The organism is Marivita sp. (genome assembly GCF_020055635.1).
Classification (GTDB): Bacteria; Pseudomonadota; Alphaproteobacteria; order Rhodobacterales; family Rhodobacteraceae; genus Marivita.
In genome coordinates this window covers 91,203-107,845 of sequence record NZ_JAIPUT010000006.1, presented here as the reverse complement: position 1 = coordinate 107,845, position 16,643 = coordinate 91,203, and the positions used below count along the sequence as shown (strand labels likewise).

Here is a 16,643-nt window from a genome sequence, read left to right as displayed (position 1 = left end):
ATGAAAGTTCATTCAGGTGAGCCAGGGATTTCAACCCCTTGATATGGTTTCACAACATTTGAAAGGTTTGGGTATGCTGAAGACCGTTCCGGATTTGGAGACGCTGTTTTCCGAGCTTCAGGCGTTGCGTGAAACGATTGCTTCGCAGGTGAAGGCCCTGTCCGAGGAAGTGCTCAAACGGGAAAGGATGAACGACCTCAAGGTCGACGTCGCTTGCAGCCAGATCGACCTGCAAATCCGCGAGTACACCGCCCTGATGACCCGGATCAACGACGCGCGGGTGGCGGCCGAGGCTGGCGCGGAATCGCCTGAGGCACTGGTGTCCATCCGGCGCGACTGGGCCATTCTTGGCGCGCGCTCCAGCCTGACACGGGTCGAACTGAACCAGTGGGCTATGATGCGCGACCTCGTGCGGACGCAGGTGGTGTCCATGCGCAAACGCATGCCGTTATACGATCCGAAAATTTCAGACATCATCGCGTCGCAGAACGCGGTGAGCGACACCGTCTTCGCCATGTTGCACGCGGTCCTGAACCCTGAAAAACAGTCCGACGACGCCGAAGCGAAGGGGTGTTTTCCGGATATTTCGCTTGCCAACAGCCAGTTCCATCAGCATTTGCACGCGGCCTACCGGGTTCTGCTTGCGCAGGAAAAGACCGAGCCGAGCCGCTTTCTGGACGTGGGCTGCGGCGGTGGGCTGAAGGTCCTGTCGGCCCTGCGGTACTTCACCGACGCACATGGTCTCGATTTCCAGCAATCCTATGTCGACGTCGCCCGGAAGCTTCTGGATCACGCGGTGGGGAACCGGCCCGAGGTTTTTCAGGCGGACGCGCTGAGTTTCGAAGGCTATGCGGATTACGACGTCATCTATTTCTACAGACCGATCCGGCACGAGTCGCAACTGATCGACATGGAGCGGCGCATCGTGGAGATGGCGCGCCCGGGAACGATTCTCGTCGCACCGTATCTGGGGTTTTCAGCGCGGTGCGATACGCTGGACTGCGGCCATGTCGCCGGCAACGTGTACCTGGCCAAGACCAGCCAGAAGGAAACCGACTGGCTGCGACGGAAGGCCGAAAGGACCGGTCCCGCCGTCGTCAAGCCGGAGCATTCGAGGCCGAGCAACCTCTGGACGCCCCTGCTTGTGGCGTCGCACAGGTGCGGATTCGATATCAGTCGCGAGCCGGTGCGGATTTAGGGCGAGCGGATCACGACGCGCAGCAGGCGGGCGGTCGCGCGGCTGTTCTGAGAACGATTTTCCGCAGTGTGGCGACGTTAGCCAAGCTTGAAGAAACTGACGTAAGGTAAGATTCTTGGGCTGGATTTTTTGCAAAGAGTTGGTACGCTTTGCACAGTTTTGTTTCGCGTTCCGTGTATCGTGCATTTTTTTATTACGGTTTCTGAAGGCTGCCACTTTTGTCAGATATGCTCAAATCACACGGGGACGATGCGCCGAGTGGCGAAAACCTCGAATATGATCCCGACTTCACCGCGATGGAGCTGGCGGGCCAACCCGAGGAAGAACGTCAAGCCGGAGCCGAAATCGTCGAGGGCCGGGATCCGGACTACAAGGATCTTGCCAAGAAGGCGCGCGCGGTGCTCGAGCGGACCCACGACATCCGCGCAGCCGTCTACCTGGCCGATTGCGAGGCCCGGCTGAATGGTCTCCCGGGGTTTGCCGAGATCACACGCTACATCCGCGGTTGTCTCGAGGAGTACTGGGACACATGCCATCCGCAGCTTGATGAGGACGACGACAACGATCCGATGATGCGGATCAACGCCATTACGGGGCTTGGGGCGCGCGGCACGATCATCCGGGGATTGAGGACCGCCGCGCCCCTGACCGACAGCCGCGCTTTGGGGCGCGTGACGCTCAAGGCCATCGAGATCGCGAATGGCGAGGCCGACCCTGTGGCCGACGAAACGCCGATGTCGAAAAGCGAGATCGACGCGGCCTTCAAAGACACCGATGACGACACGCTCAAGGCATATTTCGAGGCCGCGACCTCGGCTCTCGAGGATGTGGCCGCGATCGATGCGGTGTTCATGGAAAAGACCCCGGGGTTCGGACCGGCGCTTGACGATCTGCAAACGACGCTTGGCAAGATTCTGAAAGAGTTGGCGAAGCACGTCGATGTCGAGGTTGTGCAGGACGCGGTCGAAGCCGAAGGGGTCGGCGCTGCACCCGCAGCGAAACCGGTGGCCGGCGGTGGCGTTCCCGGCGAAATCTCTACTCGATCAGACGTGACGGCCGCGCTTGACCGGGTCATCGACTACTACGCGCGCCACGAGCCTTCGAGCCCGCTTCCAATATTGCTGAAGCGGGCCCGGCGACTGGTCGGGGCGGAGTTCATGGAAATCATCAACGATCTGGCTCCGCTTGGCGCAGACAACGTCAAGCTGATCGGCGGAGTGGGCGGAACGGATGAAGCGGAGTAACCGGTTTGACTGGCCACCGGTGCTGGCTCTGACCGAGGCGGCAGCGGCTTAGAACAAGAATTCGTATCAACAGATGAGGGAATAATATGTCCAGTTCACAAAAATTCATTGCACGGAACAGAGCACCGAGGGTGCAGATCGAATACGATGTCGAACTGTACGGCGCGGAAAAGAAGGTGCAGCTTCCGTTCGTCATGGGCGTCATGGCCGACCTGGCGGGCAAATCCGAAGTCGCGCAGCCCAATGTCGCTGACCGCAAGTTTCTTGAAATCGACGTCGACAATTTCGACGACCGGATGAAGGCGATGAAGCCCCGCGTTGCGTTTTCGGTGCCCAACACGCTGACGGGCGAAGGCAACCTGTCCGTCGATGTCGCCTTCGAAAGCATGGACGATTTTTCGCCCGGTGCGATTGCGGCCAAGGTCGAACCGCTGCGCAAGCTGATGGAGGCCCGCAACGAGTTGTCCAACCTGATGACCTACATGGACGGCAAGCCGGGCGCAGAGGAACTGATTTCGAAAACGATGAACGATCCTGCCCTGCTGAAGTCGCTTGCCGCCCAGGCTGCGCCGACGGACGGGGACGACGCCGCAAAGGACGAGGGATAAGACATGGCCGAACAAGCAACAGAAGCACAACCCGAAGGTGGCGCAGCAGAGGCCACGGAATCCGACTTTGCCAGTCTGCTTCAGAAGGAATTCAAACCCCGGTCGGACACCGCCAAGACGGCGGTCGAATCCGCGGTCAACACCTTGGCGCAACAGGCGCTCGCGAATTCGAACCTGATTTCGGAAGACGTCCTGAAATCGCTCGAAGCGATGGTCGCCGAGATCGACCGCAAGCTGACCGAGCAGATCAACCTGATCATTCACCACGACGAGTATCAGAAGCTCGAAAGCGCGTGGCGCGGGTTGCATTTCCTGGTGAACAACACCGAAACCGACGAGATGCTGAAGATCCGCGTGCTCAACATTTCCAAGAAGGACCTGCACAAGACGCTGCGCAAGTTCAAGGGTACGGCCTGGGATCAGTCGCCGATCTTCAAGAAGCTGTATGAAGAGGAATATGGCCAGTTCGGTGGCGAACCCTATGGCTGCCTTGTCGGAGACTATCACTTCGACCACAGCCCGCCGGACGTCGAACTGCTGGGCGAAATGGCCAAGATCGCCGCTGCGGCCCATGCGCCCTTCATCACCGGGGCCGATCCCGCGCTGATGAATTTCGAAAGCTGGCAGGAACTGTCCAACCCCCGCGACCTGACCAAGATCAGCCAGACGCCGGAATATGCAGCCTGGCGCAGCCTGCGCGACAGCGAGGACAGCAAGTACCTGGGTCTTGCCATGCCGCGCTTCCTCGGGCGTCAGCCTTACGGCGCCAAGTCGAACCCGATCGAGGAATTCGCTTTCGAAGAAGACACGGGCAACGCCGAGTCCGAACATTTCACCTGGCTCAATGCGGCCTACGGCATGGCGACGAACATCAACCGGTCCTTCAAGGAATATGGCTGGTGTTCGCGGATCCGCGGCGTGGAATCGGGAGGCACCGTTGCCAACTTGCCGACCCACACCTTCCCCACTGACGATGGTGGCGTCGACATGAAGTGTCCGACCGAAATCGGCATTTCCGACCGGCGCGAGGCGGAACTGGCAAAAGCCGGTCTGATGCCGCTCATTCACCGCAAGAACACCGACATGGCCGCCTTCATCGGCGCGCAGTCGCTGCACAAACCGGCTGAATATGACGATCCGGATGCCACGGCGAACGCGAACCTGGCCGCACGTCTGCCTTATCTTTTTGCGACGACCCGGTTTGCGCATTACCTGAAATGCATGGTCCGCGACAAGGTCGGAAGCTACAAGACCAGGGACGACATGCAGCGCTGGCTGAAAAAGTGGATCGACCAATATGTCGATTACTCAGCCGCACATTCCTCGGAAGCGGAAAAGGCCCGCAAGCCATTGGCCGCGGCTGATGTCCAGATCGAGGAAGACCCCGAAAACCCGGGCTACTACAAATCCCGGTTCTTTCTGAAACCGCATTACCAGCTTGAAGGGCTGTCGGTTTCCCTGAGGCTCGTCTCGAAGCTTCCGTCAGAGAAAACCTGACCTGGTACCGGGCGGATCTTTTTTGCGCCGCCCGGCATCGCACCTTAATTTTATTTTCAAAGAGGAGTACCTGACATGGCACTTGACATGTTTCTCATTATCGAAGGCGAGATCTCTGGTGAAACCCAGGACGACAAGTTCAGCGCGGAAGGCGGTATCGACCTTCTGGCCTGGTCCTGGGGGATGAGCCAGGCTGGATCGTTCCACGCGGGCGGCGGCGGCGGTGCCGGCAAGGCGAACTTTCAGGACATTTCCTGCACCAAGTGGATCGACAAATCATCGCCGGTCCTGCAACTTTATTGCGCCAATGGCGACCACTTCCCGTCGGCCAAGATCGTCGTGCGCAAGGCCGGCAAGACCCCGCTGGAATACCTAACCATCACGATGACCAAGGTGATGATCACCTCGGTCTCGACCGGCGGGTCAGGCGGTGAGGACAAGCTGACCGAGAACGTCTCGCTCAACTTCGCCGAGGTGGCCGTCGATTACATCGAGCAGACCGCTGAGGGCACAGAGGGCGAGAAGCCGAGCTTCAAGTGGGACATCGCCAAGAACGTCGCTGGCTGATTTCCGACATCGAGTTGGCCGCCGCAGGTATGCGGCGGCCTCCTGACACTGACAATACCGGAGCACGCCTGTGCCGAACACCGCATCAGATTTTCTCAAGGCCGGGGACCTTTCCGGCGCATTGGCGAGCTTGCAAGACAGCGTCCGGGCAAACCCCGACGATGCGAAACTGCGCACTTTCCTGTTCCAGTTGCTGTGCGTCATGGGCGACTGGAAACGGGCAGTGACGCAACTAAAACTCTGCGCCCAGCTTGATGCGACGGCGTTGCCGATGGCCCAGACCTACCGCGAGGCGATCATCTGCGAGGTGTTCCGCGAAAAGGTCTTTGCCGGCGAAAAGGACGCGCTGATCTTCGGCGAACCGCAGGACTGGGTGGCGTTGCTGGCACAAGGACTGCGCGCGCTGGCGCAGGGCAACCCGGACCGCGCCGCGCAGCTGCGCGAACAAGCCTTCGACAAGGCACCGGCGACACCCGGCACGCTTGACGACCAGGAATTCGCGTGGATCGCCGATGGTGACATGCGGCTGGGTCCGGTTCTGGAAATCATCGTGAACGGCAAATACTACTGGATGCCGTTCAACGTGCTGTCCAGCCTTCGGATCGACCCGCCGCAGGATCTGCGCGATACGGTGTGGACCGCGGCCCACCTGACATTGCAGAACGGCGGCGAAATGGTTGCGCTGATCCCGACGCGCTATGCCGGAACCGCCGACCGGGGCACCGACGCGATGAAGCTGTCGCGCGTGACGGAATGGGAAGACCTGGGCAATGACACCTTTGCTGGTCTCGGCCAGCGCCTGTTGACGACGGATCAGGCCGAACTGTCCCTGATGGACACCCGCAATTTCCAATTTGCCCCGGTGACAGCGGACGCCGCAGGCGAGGTCGGAGTTGATGGCTGACCGAACACTGACAGAGCGGCTTCAGCCGTCCATCCTCGATCGACTGACCGACGATGATCCAAAGTCCAAGACGGAAAGTCCGAGCAGTCGCGTGATCGACATCCGCCGTCTGCGCGAGATCATCCAGCGCGACCTGTCCTGGCTGCTGAACACCGGCAATCTCGAAACGCAGATCGATGCCGAGAAATATCCGAATGTGCTGCGGTCGGTGATCAATTACGGCGTCCCGGAATCAACGGGCGATTTTTCCACCAAGACGCGTTCTGCGGATGTGCGCGATGCGATCAAGTCGGCGATCGAGCTTTTCGAGCCCCGTATCATGGAAGGGTCCCTGAACGTGATCAGCCGGGCCGAAACCGAAGGCCGCGCGTCCGTGATCGTCTTCGATATCGTCGCCGACATGTGGGCCGAACCGGTTCCGACCGAACTTTACCTGCGCAGCCAGTTCGATGCCACGACGGGTCATGTCTCGCTCGAGTACGGGGGCTGATCGACAGTGGATACCCGACTGCTCAGACATTACGAGACCGAACTCGCCTTCCTGCGCGAGATGGGCGCGGAATTCGCCAAGAGCTATCCCAAGATCGCCGCGCGTCTTGGTATGGACGGGCTCGAGATCCTTGATCCGTATGTCGAACGGCTTCTGGAAGGGACCGCCTTCCTGACCGCCCGCGTCCAGCTTGAACTGGAATTGCAATACCCGGCCTTCACCAGCCATCTGCTTGATGTCGTGTTTCCGCATTTTCTTGCGCCGACGCCGTCGATGATGATCGCCGAACTGACGCCTGACATGGAGAACGCCGACCTGGCCGCCGGGTTCACCTTGCCCCGCCAGACTGTCCTGCGGTCCAAGCCGGTTCCGGGCGCCCAGAAAGCCTGCCAGTTCCGCACGGCGCATGATCTTGCGCTCTGGCCCGTCACGATCGCCGAGGCCGAGTATATCGACGGGCGCGGGGCGCTTGTCGCTGCCGGTGTGGCCAGGGACCCTGCGGCGCGGGCGGCGGTGCGGTTGCGCCTGAAACGCCATGCGGGGCTTCCGATCAAGGATCTGCCGCTTGACCGGTTGACGCTGTTCCTGGGTGGGCAGGTCAGCCTGAGCTGGACCATGTTCGAGATGCTGTGCGCCAGGCCTGCAACCGTCGTGGCGCGGTCGGTCGATCGACGCGATGAGTGGTCGATGACGCTCGGGTCGCCGGTGACAGCCCGTGGTCTTGCCACCGAGGATGCGCTCTTGCCGACGCCGCGCCCGTCCTTCGACGGCTACCGGTTGCTCCAGGAATATTTCGCGATGCCGGAGCGGAACCTTTTTGTCGAACTGTCGGGTCTTCAGGCGCCGCTGTCGCGCGCGACCGGCGACAGCGTCGATCTGTATATCCTGCTGCGTGACAACAAGGCCGACATCGCACCGAACGTCACGCCGGACGCGTTCAAGCTGCACTGCGTCCCGGCCATCAACCTGTTCCCGAAACGCTGTGACCGCGTTCCGGTGTCCCATCGCGTCACCGAGCATCATGTCGTGGCCGATCGCACCGCACCCAAGGATTTCGAGATTTTCGCGATCACCAAGGTCACGGGGATCCGCCAGGAAGGGCGCGATGAACTGCCCCTCAAGGCGTTTTATTCGTCCGACGAATTTACCGCGGCCGGGGGGCGGGGGGCGGCCTATTTCACGCATCAGCGGCATCTGAGGCAAAGGAGCGAGAGCGAGGCCTTGCGCGGCGTCCGGACCAACTATCTTGGCTCGGAAAGTTACCTGTCGATCGTCGATGCAAACGAAGCGCCCTATCCCGGTGACCTGAGCCAGCTTGCGGTCGAGGCGATGGTGAGCAACCGGGATTTGCCGATGCTGCTTCCGACCGGGGTGGACGACGTATTTCACCTGCCCGATGGCGGCCCGGTCCTGGCCATCCGCACCCTGATCGGGCCGACGAAACCGCGCACCTGCATCGCGCAAGGCGATGCGGCGTGGCGGGCCGTCAGCCACCTGAGCCTCAATTACCTGTCGATTGCCGATGAAAGCGATGCGCCGGGCGGCGGGGCGGCCGCGCTGCGGGAACTGGTCGGGCTTTACACGCCGATCGGAGACAGCGCGATGGAGCGGCAGCTTGAAGGGATCGTTTCGGTCAAGACACGGCCCATTGTCAGGCGCATCCATGATGGCGTTCTGTCCACCGCCGTGCGCGGGCTCGAGATCACCATGGAGTTCGACGAAAGCCTGTTCGAAGGCAGTTCGATCTACACTCTTGGCTCGGTTCTCGAACGGTTTTTCCGCAAGTATTCGACAATAAACAGTTTCACGGAAACGGTCCTGAAAACCCAACAAAGAGGAGAGATTGCGCGATGGTCACCGACAATGGGGGTGAACCGCGTGATCTGACCCATTTCGACCGTCTGATCCGCGATCCCAAATCCCATCACATCTTCTTTGCCATGCGTGTCATCGAGGCGCATTTCGCTGAAAATCCGCGTCTTGGAACGGCCCGTCGGCCGGGACAGGAAAAAGTGCGTTTCGGCCAGGAGCCGGACCTCGCGTTTCCGAAATCGACAGTGGCCGGTTTCAAGCAACAGACCGCGAACGCGCCGGCGCAGCTTTCAAACCTGTTCTTCGGTCTCTTCGGACCAAATGGCCCCTTGCCGCTGCACCTGACCGAATATGCGCGCAGCCGGATGGTCAATCACACCGACCCGACCTTCGTGGCCTTCGCCGACATGTTGACGCACCGGATGATGACCCTGCTTTATCGGGCCTGGGTAAGAGGCCAGCCGACGGCGGCTTTCGATCGGGGCGAACACAGCGAGACCGAAGCCAAGATCGGAGCGCTTTCGGGGTTTTACGGCACCCATCTGCGCAACCGGGACGCGATGCCCGATCTTGCCAGGCGGCATTTTGCAGGCGTGCTCTCGGCGGGTCCGAAAAACGCCGAAGGGCTCATCGCGATCCTGACCGGGTTTTTCGACGCGCCGGTTCGGTTGGAGGAATTCGTCGGAGACTGGCTCGAACTGGAACCGGATGATCGCTGGCAACTCGGTGGGGCGGGCGGGCTTGGACACACCACCTGCATCGGCGCGCGGGTCTGGTCCAACTCCTCGAAATTCCGATTGCGCATCGGGCCGTTGTCGCTTGAAGAGTATTCGCAGTTCCTGCCCGGCACGCCGGCAATGAGACGGCTTCGCGCCATCGTCCGAAACTATGTCGGCGATCAGCTCAACTGGGATGTGAACCTGGTCTTGCGCGGCACAGACATTCCCCAGGCGCAGCTTGGGCAAAGCACACAACTCGGCCTGACAAGCTGGATCGGGTCGGACGATCACCCCGACGAAGTGGCGGATTTGTTCATGACACCTTTGACAGATGTCCCTTTTGAAGAAGGCCTCGCGGCCTGAAGAAACCTGTTCGCAATTTCGCGAAGGAGAATAAAATGACTGAGATTAGCCGTGTCGCCCTGTTCGGGAAGCTTAACAAGGTGGGGTATCAGGCAGTCGAAGGGGCCACGGTGTTCTGCAAGATGCGGGGCAATCCCTATGTCGAGGTGGTGCACTGGTTCGCGCAGCTGGTGCAGCTGGACAATTCCGACGTGCAGAAAATCCTGCAGCATTACGACATCGACCCTGCAAAGCTGTCAGCGGACATGACACGCGCCCTGGATGCATTGCCCAGAGGCGCAAGCTCGATCTCGGACCTCAGTTCTCATTTGCAGGACGCGATGGAGCGGGCCTGGGTCTATGGCTCGCTCTTGTTCAACTCCAACCAGGTGCGCACGGGTCACCTGATCCTCGGCATGCTCAAGACGCCGGAACTCCGGTCGATCCTGATGAACATCTCGAAAGAGTTTTCCAAGATCGGTGCCGACGACCTTTCCGACAATTTTGCCAAGGTGGTCAATGGGTCGGTCGAGGACAGCATGCGACCGCAGGACGGATCGCAAACCGGCGGTGGCGCTGTGCCCGGCGAGGCATCAGGCGCGATGGCTCCGGGCGCGATGGGCAAGCAAGAAGCGCTGACCCAGTTCTGCACCGACCTGACCGAACAGGCCCGCAACGGCGAGATCGACCCGATCGTCGGACGTGACGAGGAAATCCGCCAGATTGTCGATGTGCTGATGCGGCGGCGTCAGAACAACCCGATCCTGACCGGGGAGGCCGGGGTCGGGAAGACCGCCGTGGTGGAAGGGTTCGCCCTGCGGATCGCACGGGGCGACGTTCCGCCGGCACTGCGCGAGGCGCGGTTGCTGGCGCTGGACGTGGGCCTGTTGCAGGCCGGCGCGTCGATGAAGGGCGAATTCGAGAACCGCCTGCGACAGGTCATCGACGAGGTTCAGGCGTCCACCGTGCCGATCATCATGTTTGTCGATGAGACACATACATTGGTCGGGGCAGGGGGAGCAGCCGGAACCGGCGATGCCGCGAACCTGCTCAAACCGGCCTTGGCGCGCGGCACGCTGCGGACCATCGGCGCCACGACATGGGCGGAGTACAAGAAACACATCGAAAAGGATCCGGCGCTCACCCGGCGCTTCCAGGTGGTGCAAGTCGAGGAGCCCAGCATTCCAAAGGCCGTCATGATGATGCGCGGGATCGCGTCGATGCTGGAAAACCACCACAAGGTACAGGTCCTGGATGAAGGCATCGAGGCAGCGGTTTCGCTGTCGGCCCGCTATATCCCGGCGCGGCAATTGCCGGACAAATCGGTGAGCGTTCTTGACACCGCGTGTGCGCGTGTCGCTGTCAGCCAGCACGCTGTGCCCGCCGAGGTGGATGACAGCCGCAAGCGGATCGACGCCTTGACGACGGAATTGGAAATAATCGGGCGCGATGAAACCGCCGGGATGGACGTGGATGCGCGTCGCGAAGCGATCACGGCGCTCAAGCAGGAGGAAGAGGCTCGGCTTGAGGTGCTGGACAAGCGCTGGGAGGCGGAACGGACGGTCGTGACCGATATCCTCGATCTTCGGGCAAGGCTGCGGGAAGGTGGCGCGCCGGTCGACACGCCGGATGCCGGGGGCGAAGAGGCCGCAGAGAAAAGCCCGATGACGGCCGAGGAACGGTCTGACCTTCTGAGCCAGCTCAAGGCGAAGAACGCCGAACTGGCCGACCTTCAGGGCGAGACACCCTTGATCCTGCCGATCGTCGACGAACAGGCGGTGGCCAGCGTGGTTGGCGACTGGACGGGAATCCCTGTCGGCCGGATGATGAGCGACGAGTTGCAGACGGTGTTGAACCTCAAGGATCACCTCGCCAAGCGCGTCATCGGCCAGGATCACGCGATGGAGATGATCGCCAAGCGCATCCAGACCAGCCGTGCCGCATTGGACAACCCCAACAAACCCATCGGGGTGTTCCTGCTTGCCGGGACAAGCGGCGTCGGCAAGACGGAAACGGCCTTGGCCCTGGCCGAGGTTCTGTATGGTGGTGAACAGAACGTCATCACGATCAACATGTCCGAATACCAGGAAGCGCACACGGTCAGCAGCCTCAAGGGCGCGCCTCCGGGCTATGTCGGCTATGGCGAAGGCGGCGTTCTGACCGAGGCGGTGCGGCGCAAACCCTATTCCGTGGTGCTTCTGGACGAGGTGGAAAAGGCGCACCCGGATGTGCACGAAGTGTTTTTCCAGGTCTTCGACAAGGGTGTGATGGAAGACGGCGAAGGCCGGGTGATCGATTTCAAGAACACGCTGATCCTGCTCACGTCGAACGCGGGATCGGAAATGATCATGGACATGTGTTCCGATCCCGACCTGATGCCCGAACCCGAAGGCATCGCCAAAGCGCTGCGCGATCCGCTGCTGAAGATCTTCCCGGCGGCGCTCTTGGGGCGCCTGGTGACGATCCCGTATTACCCGCTCAGCCCGGACATGATCGGCAAGATCACCCGTCTGCAACTGGACCGGATCAAGAAGCGCGTCGCCGAAGCGCATGGCGTGCCGTTCGAATATTCCGACGACGTCGTCGAGACCATCGTGTCGCGCTGCCAGGAGCTTGAATCCGGGGGCCGGATGATCGACGCCATCGTCACCAACACCATGCTGCCGGATATCTCGTCCGAATTCCTCAAGCGGATGATCGACGGCAAGTCCGTCGACAAGGTGGCCATCGACGTGTCGGATGGGGAGTTCACCTATGCGTTCGACTGAGACGGGGCCTGGCGTGAAATATGCAATGACCGACACAGAAGATTGGTCAGGGCATGTTTTTTGCTTTAGTCTCAAGGTAATCTGAAGGAGCGGCGGCTATGCTGGAGAAACTTGATCCTTCGAATTTCCCTTTGCGGCTTGAATGCGAGGGCAAGGACAAGGAACTTCTGCCCATTGCATCGCGCATCCACGAGCGGATCAGCGAGATTCCGACGATCGAGGTCCATTTTTTCTGCGTCAATGAAAAGCTCGATCTCGAAACCATCGTCGGAAAGACCATGCATCTTGTGGCGGAGAGCGAAGACAAGACGTCGAAACGATGGTTTCGCGGCACCTGTATTTCGGCCGAATTCATTTCGATCCTGGATGTCGGCGGGCAATTCAAGGCGGTTGTCCGGCCCTGGCTCTGGTTCCTGTCACGGCGGACGGATTTGCGCATCTTTCAGGAAATGAGCGTCGTCGACATCATCCAATCGGTCCTGGGGGAATACGGGTTTTCCGGCAACCTCGAACTCAAGCTGTCGCATACCTATACGCCGCGCGGATACTGCGTGCAGTACCGGGAAACCGACCTCGATTTCCTGAACCGGCTGATGCAGGAAGAAGGCATCTATTATTATTTCGACCATTCCGAAGCGACCGAAAAATTGGTGCTGATCGACGATTGCGGCAAACATCCCGCCGTTGCGGCGCCATCGGCTTTCGAATTTCGCGAATATTCGATGAGGTCCACTCAGGAAGAGTCCTTGCCCTATATCTTCGAATGGAGCGCGTCCGAAAAGGTGCGCAGCGCCAAGGTCGTCCTGGACGATTACAATTTCGAGAATTCGACCGCCGTGCTGACCTCCGAAAGCAGCAAGACGCAGGCGACCTATCTGAAGGACGAGAACGAGCGCTACGATTATCCGGGTCATTTCAGGTCCGGCGACCTTGGCGAACATTACGCCAAGGTGCGCATGGAATCCGAATCCGTGCCGCATCACCTGGTTTCGGGTGTCTCTGACGCGATCAACCTGGCAGTCGGCCACACGTTTTCGGTTTCCAAGCTTCCGCGCGACAATGATCCCAAAGACGTCATGCTCGTCGAATGTCAGCATGACATCGTGCAGGTCGAAATGTTCAATGGCGGCGTGTTCAAGGATGCCGACGATCTGAAGGACAGCATTGATTTCGAACTGAACCCCGAAGAACCCCACATGGTGAAGTTCCGCGTGGTCGAGACGAAAACCCAGTATCGCGCGCCACAAGTCACGCCCTGGCCAAAGGTCGGCGGAATTCACACGGCGATAGTCACCGGGCCAAGCGGGGAAGAAATCTACACCGACGAATATGGCCGGATCAAGGTGCAGTTCCACTGGGATCGTGACGGCAAGAAGGATGAAAAGACCACGTGCTGGGTGCGCACGATGATGCCCTGGACCGGCAAGAACTGGGGCGCCATCGCGATCCCGCGGATCGGGCAGGAGGTCGTGATCAGTTTCGAGGAAGGCGACCCCGACCGTCCGATGTGCATCGGGATGCTGTACAACGACAAGACCATGCCACCCTACACCTTGCCCGACAACAAGACCCAGTCCGGCGTCAAGACCAACAGCTCGAAGGGCGGTGGCGGCTTCAACGAATTGATGTTCGAGGACAAGAAGGACAGCGAACTGGTCCGCTTCCAGGCCGAGAAGGACTATGAACAGATCGTCAAGAACAATGCGACGATCACGGTTGGCCTCGAGAAAAACGACCCCGGAGACCTGACGCAAACCGTGCACAACGACGTCACCGAGACGATCAACGAAGGCACCTATACCGAGACGGTCAAGAAGGGCGATCACATCACGAATATCGACACGGGGAACCACAACACGACCCTCAAGATGGGGAACATGGACGTTTCCGTAAAATCCGGCAAGATCACCGTGAGCGCAGCACAATCCATCGAATTCAAGTGCGGCGGCTCGACGATCAAGATGGACCCGATGTCGATCACGATGAAAAGCTCGATGATCACTGTGAAGGCCGATATCAAAGCCGACGTGAAGAGCCCGATGACCACCGTACAAGGTGACGGGATGCTGACGCTCAAGGGCGGCATCGTGTTTATCAACTAGAGGACGCACCATGGCAGGTCGTTTCGGCAAACTTACCAAGATCCCGCCAGAGCCCGCAGCCAAGCTGCTGGCGCAGGGGAATGTCACGTTGGAAACCAGGCTGGAGGCACCCGCCAGTGCCTCGGTCGAAGCCGTGCTGGACGAGCTTGACGCGAAAGACGCGCATGTCGACCTGTTGCGTCTGCTGTCCGTCGCCTTGCCGCCGCGCGAACGGGTCTGGTGGGCCTGCCTGGCCGCGCGAGACATTGTCGGGACCGGTGTGGAAAACGAAACGCCCTGCCTTCTGGCGGCCGAGGCCTGGGTGTTCAGGCCGAGCGACGAAAACCGCAACACCGCCATCGACAGCATGGATCATGCCGACAAGAACGACGTGACCACCCATTGCGCAATGGCCGTGATGTATTGCGATGGCACCTTGGGGACCGGAGACATGGCCCAGATGCCGGCTCCGCCGGGCGCGTCCTCGATTGCTGCCTTTGCCATGAATGTCGAAGCCATCTCGACCCGGCGCGACGATTTCGACAGCTACATCCAGGAAGTCATTGACCGCGCAGCCGATATCGGGCGCGGTGGCAACGGAAAGCGCAAGACCATGAAAGAGGGCGCATAGATGCCGGGATTTCCGCAGGCAAGGCTTCTGGATCTGCATGCGTGCTTCACGCCCGGCCCGCCACCGGCGCCCCCGGTGCCTATTCCGGTGCCGATCCCGATCATCCCGCCGTGCTGCGTGACTGTCATCGTGGGAAAATTTCCGGCAGCGCGGATGATGGACCTGTGCAACCCGGCCTTTCCGCATCCGATCATCAAGGGATCAAGCACAGTGCTGATCGGCAAGATGCCCGCCGCACGGGTTCTCGATAACGTCGCCTGTGGGGGCGTTATCATGAAAGGTGAATTTACTGTGCTTGTAGGAGGCTGACCGCCTGTGATGACGGTGACTCTGAAGTTTCAATCATCCGGCATGGTGCCGGGGGATGGACGCCCTGTCCGCATGCAGGGCGGCAGCCTGACTGTGGGCCGGGGGCAGGGAAATGACCTGGTCCTGCCGGACCCGGACCGCATGCTGTCGAAAAGCCATTTTGTCATCGAAGATCACAACGGCAAGATCGTCATCGTCGATTTCTCGACCAACGGAACCTTCCTGAACTATTCCAAGGCGCCGCTGGGCCGCACGCCGACAACCCTCAACAATGGTGACGTGCTGTCGGCGGGGGGCTATGAGCTGGTTGTCGAGATCGGTCAGGACCTTCGCGACATCGACGATCTTGCACCCGCCGCGCCGACACGGTCCGGCATTTCACACGGCCAGGCCGATGATGCGCCCGACCCATTTGCGATGCTGGACGATCCCGGCCCCGAAGGCGATTTCCTTGACGATCTGCTGGGCTCGCAAGACGGACCGACCGGGCCGAAAAACATCGACGCCTCCGATCCGATCGACGATCTTCTGCCGCCGCTCGGCGAAGACGAGGACGAATTCTTCCAGAAGCCGAAGGATGGCCGGGAAGGCGACGGCGCGTCCGTTGCGACGCACAACCCTTCGGTGTCGGACAGCTTTGCGCCCTCGGACAAGCTCATTCCAGACGATTGGGACGCCTTTCTCGAGCCCGATGATGCCGCGGCACCCGAAGCGCCCGAAGCCCCGCCCGACCCGGTGCCCGAGCCGGACCGGACCGAGATCCCGGACCCGGCGCAAAAAACGGTCCAAGAACCGGCGCAAGAACCGGTCCGGTCGCAACCGGCCGCCGCGCCACCGGCGACCGAAGCTGCATCGCCTGTCTCTCAGGGCGGCGACCAATCGGCAGCGAAAGCCTTCATCGCGGCGCTCGAGGCAGAGGATCTCGTCATCGACGACGCCGATCTGGACCGCACGATGACCCGGATGGGCCGCGTCATGCGGATGATGATCGTCGGCCTGCGCGAGGTCCTGATGACCCGGACGTCGATCAAGTCGGAATTCCGCATCGACCAGACGATGATCAGTTCCGGCGGAAACAACCCGCTCAAGTTCTCGCTGAGCGAGGACGATGCCGTGACGGCCTTGGTGAAACCCAAGGCAAAAGGGTACCTGAGTTCCGAAACAGCCGTCGAACAGGCGCTTGACGACATCAAGGCGCATGAGATCGCGATGGTCACCGGGATGGAGGCCGCGATCAAAGGGGTGCTGAGCAAGCTTGATCCGGAGGTCTTGTCAGGTCAGATTGAGACATCCACTGCGATCGGCAGTATGTTTAAAGGTAAAAAAGCCCGGTACTGGGAAGTGTACGAAAAGATGTATGCCCAGATCTCGGATCAGGCCGAAAATGATTTTCACGAGCTGTTCAGCCGCGAGTTCGCTCGGGCGTACAAGGAGCAGCTCGAAAAACTAAAATAAGCGTGGTCTTGCACGCAA

Annotated in this window: 14 protein-coding genes; all 14 read left to right on the top strand. The window is 60.4% G+C overall.

The genetic code is table 11. From position 1 onward, the window contains the following. Positions 1-73 precede the first annotated feature (73 nt). The 14 genes from LCF60_RS05175 (at position 74) to tagH (ending at position 16,625) form a co-directional block, all read left to right on the top strand. Positions 74-1,198, top strand: coding sequence for a class I SAM-dependent methyltransferase (locus tag LCF60_RS05175; RefSeq protein WP_292290147.1), 1,125 nt, complete (start codon positions 74-76; stop codon positions 1,196-1,198). Positions 1,199-1,425: 227 nt separating this feature from the next. Next, complete coding sequence (gene tssA / locus LCF60_RS05170; protein ID WP_292290145.1) at positions 1,426-2,442, top strand: type VI secretion system protein TssA; 1,017 nt, start codon at positions 1,426-1,428, stop codon at positions 2,440-2,442. A gap of 86 nt (positions 2,443-2,528) precedes the next feature. Then, positions 2,529-3,050, top strand: a complete 522-nt coding sequence (gene tssB, locus LCF60_RS05165; protein ID WP_292290143.1) for a type VI secretion system contractile sheath small subunit — start codon at positions 2,529-2,531, stop codon at positions 3,048-3,050. A gap of 3 nt (positions 3,051-3,053) precedes the next feature. After that, positions 3,054-4,547, top strand: coding sequence for a type VI secretion system contractile sheath large subunit (gene tssC, locus LCF60_RS05160; protein ID WP_292290141.1), 1,494 nt, complete (start codon positions 3,054-3,056; stop codon positions 4,545-4,547). A 75-nt stretch (positions 4,548-4,622) separates the two neighbouring features. After that, positions 4,623-5,114 (top strand): type VI secretion system tube protein Hcp, encoded by a 492-nt coding sequence (locus tag LCF60_RS05155; protein WP_292290139.1) that lies wholly within the window; start codon positions 4,623-4,625, stop codon positions 5,112-5,114. Between the two features lie 70 nt (positions 5,115-5,184). Further along, complete coding sequence (locus tag LCF60_RS05150) at positions 5,185-6,018, top strand: type VI secretion system accessory protein TagJ (RefSeq protein ID WP_292290137.1); 834 nt, start codon at positions 5,185-5,187, stop codon at positions 6,016-6,018. After that, positions 6,011-6,508, top strand: coding sequence for a type VI secretion system baseplate subunit TssE (gene tssE / locus LCF60_RS05145; RefSeq protein WP_292290135.1), 498 nt, complete (start codon positions 6,011-6,013; stop codon positions 6,506-6,508). The genes LCF60_RS05150 and tssE overlap by 8 nt, the downstream gene beginning before the upstream one ends. 6 nt (positions 6,509-6,514) lie before the next feature. Then, complete coding sequence (tssF, locus tag LCF60_RS05140; protein WP_292290133.1) at positions 6,515-8,395, top strand: type VI secretion system baseplate subunit TssF; 1,881 nt, start codon at positions 6,515-6,517, stop codon at positions 8,393-8,395. Beyond that, a complete protein-coding gene (gene tssG, locus LCF60_RS05135; RefSeq protein ID WP_292290131.1) occupies positions 8,359-9,402 on the top strand; it encodes a type VI secretion system baseplate subunit TssG in 1,044 nt (347 codons plus the stop codon). The genes tssF and tssG overlap by 37 nt, the downstream gene beginning before the upstream one ends. A gap of 35 nt (positions 9,403-9,437) precedes the next feature. Beyond that, the gene (gene tssH, locus LCF60_RS05130; protein WP_292290129.1) at positions 9,438-12,149 is read left to right on the top strand and encodes a type VI secretion system ATPase TssH; all 2,712 of its coding nucleotides are present in this window, start codon (positions 9,438-9,440) and stop codon (positions 12,147-12,149) included. Between the two features lie 98 nt (positions 12,150-12,247). Then, positions 12,248-14,251 carry a type VI secretion system tip protein TssI/VgrG gene (gene tssI / locus LCF60_RS05125; protein ID WP_292290127.1) on the top strand — a complete coding sequence of 668 codons (2,004 nt, stop codon included), beginning with the start codon at positions 12,248-12,250 and terminating at the stop codon, positions 14,249-14,251. Positions 14,252-14,261: 10 nt separating this feature from the next. After that, positions 14,262-14,861 (top strand): hypothetical protein, encoded by a 600-nt coding sequence (locus LCF60_RS05120; RefSeq protein WP_292290125.1) that lies wholly within the window; start codon positions 14,262-14,264, stop codon positions 14,859-14,861. A 75-nt stretch (positions 14,862-14,936) separates the two neighbouring features. Next, positions 14,937-15,170 (top strand): PAAR domain-containing protein, encoded by a 234-nt coding sequence (locus LCF60_RS05115; protein ID WP_363318388.1) that lies wholly within the window; start codon positions 14,937-14,939, stop codon positions 15,168-15,170. Positions 15,171-15,179: 9 nt separating this feature from the next. After that, entirely contained in the window at positions 15,180-16,625 is a 1,446-nt protein-coding gene (gene tagH, locus LCF60_RS05110) for a type VI secretion system-associated FHA domain protein TagH (RefSeq protein WP_292290123.1), read from the top strand. Positions 16,626-16,643 lie beyond the last annotated feature (18 nt).

Bases quoted from the DNA above. Each gene is read 5' to 3' on its own strand.
- tssG (WP_292290131.1), top strand. From the start codon at position 8,359: ATGGTCACCGACAATGGGGGTGAACCGCGTGATCTGACCCATTTCGAC.
- LCF60_RS05155 (WP_292290139.1), top strand. From the start codon at position 4,623: ATGGCACTTGACATGTTTCTCATTATCGAAGGCGAGATCTCTGGTGAA.
- tssB (WP_292290143.1), top strand. From the start codon at position 2,529: ATGTCCAGTTCACAAAAATTCATTGCACGGAACAGAGCACCGAGGGTG.
- LCF60_RS05120 (WP_292290125.1), top strand. From the start codon at position 14,262: ATGGCAGGTCGTTTCGGCAAACTTACCAAGATCCCGCCAGAGCCCGCA.
- tssI (WP_292290127.1), top strand. From the start codon at position 12,248: ATGCTGGAGAAACTTGATCCTTCGAATTTCCCTTTGCGGCTTGAATGC.
- tssA (WP_292290145.1), top strand. From the start codon at position 1,426: ATGCTCAAATCACACGGGGACGATGCGCCGAGTGGCGAAAACCTCGAA.
- LCF60_RS05175 (WP_292290147.1), top strand. From the start codon at position 74: ATGCTGAAGACCGTTCCGGATTTGGAGACGCTGTTTTCCGAGCTTCAG.
- tssC (WP_292290141.1), top strand. From the start codon at position 3,054: ATGGCCGAACAAGCAACAGAAGCACAACCCGAAGGTGGCGCAGCAGAG.
- tssH (WP_292290129.1), top strand. From the start codon at position 9,438: ATGACTGAGATTAGCCGTGTCGCCCTGTTCGGGAAGCTTAACAAGGTG.
- tagH (WP_292290123.1), top strand. From the start codon at position 15,180: ATGACGGTGACTCTGAAGTTTCAATCATCCGGCATGGTGCCGGGGGAT.
- tssE (WP_292290135.1), top strand. From the start codon at position 6,011: ATGGCTGACCGAACACTGACAGAGCGGCTTCAGCCGTCCATCCTCGAT.